Source organism: Mycobacterium gordonae, assembly GCF_001417955.2.
Classification (GTDB): Bacteria; Actinomycetota; Actinomycetes; order Mycobacteriales; family Mycobacteriaceae; genus Mycobacterium; species Mycobacterium gordonae_B.
In genome coordinates, this window is record NZ_LKTM01000215.1 from 1 (window position 1) to 1013 (window position 1013).

A 1013-nucleotide genomic window follows, 5' to 3' on the forward strand; every position below is an offset into this window, starting at 1 on the left:
TCGGCTATGCGGGGGCCCGCTCTACTTCGAAGCGTGGGCCAGGTTGTCGGGGTCAACCCAAAGACGATTCAAGACTGCCATGAATGACGCGTTCGAAAGGTTCGTCGGCACGATTCTCCACCGTATCCACGACAAGTGCCCCCATCTGCGTGTGATCGTCGACGAAGACGAAATGCAGGCCGGATGGGCTGAGAAAAAGGGCGAAAAGCCGTCCGTCTGTGACTGGATCCTGTTCGGAAACGATCATTGCATCGTGATCGACGCCACCAACCATGCGGTGAAAGAAGATGCGGCGCAAGGCCTGGCGAGTTGGGAAGAATATAGCGCCGACATCGAGAAGATCTTCATGGACACCGACAGCGGCAAGTACAAGCAATTGCTCTCCACCATCGACCTCGTCCAGAAACATGAGGGCTGGGAGAACGAAAAGGTTGATAACAAGACGATGTACGCCCCGCTCGTCATCGTGCCCGACGCTGGTGTAGTCAACGGAATATTGACCCAGTTCGACATCAACATCCGAAGCATCAAGGCGTTCAAGCATCTTCAGCCACAGGTGTACGCCCCCGGTATCGTTCCGCTGTCGGATCTCCAGTTGCTCGAAGGGATGGCCGACATAGGGGCGAAGGGCGGCATGAATCCCGACATAATGGACTTGATCGCAAAATGGCGAATTTCCGCGTCAAAAGGTGTTGCGTCGCTTCAGTTGTACCTGCAGAGTTACGGCGCACCGATACTGCCCGTCAGTGACCACATAATGAACAACAGCCGTAGAGTAATCAGGCTTCTCGATAAGCGCTAAGCGGGCCGCAAATCGTTCGCGACGGTGAGCACGAACTCGTCGTCCGGATCGCCAGCCATATATTCGACGTGACCTTCGGGGAGATCAATACGCCGCAGGCGGTACTCGCCGCCGCTTGCGAGCTGGTCGACAGGCGCCTGCCAGGCGCGGCGCCACTCGTCGGAGGAATCGACGGGGCACGTCGGCTCGCGCCCATCGATCGGCGTCTGAC

Annotated in this window: 1 protein-coding gene and 1 pseudogene; one reads left to right on the plus strand and one right to left on the minus strand. The window is 57.6% G+C overall.

Features of this window, described 5'->3' with window-relative positions:
* Positions 1–802, plus strand: a pseudogene (locus tag AO501_RS16075) (hypothetical protein); the annotation flags it as partial.
* Here the strand turns inward: AO501_RS16075 and AO501_RS38125 are convergent.
* The coding region (locus tag AO501_RS38125) for a hypothetical protein (RefSeq protein ID WP_197419865.1) at positions 799–1013 on the minus strand (215 nt) is incomplete at its 5' end. The pseudogene AO501_RS16075 and the gene AO501_RS38125 overlap by 4 nt on opposite strands.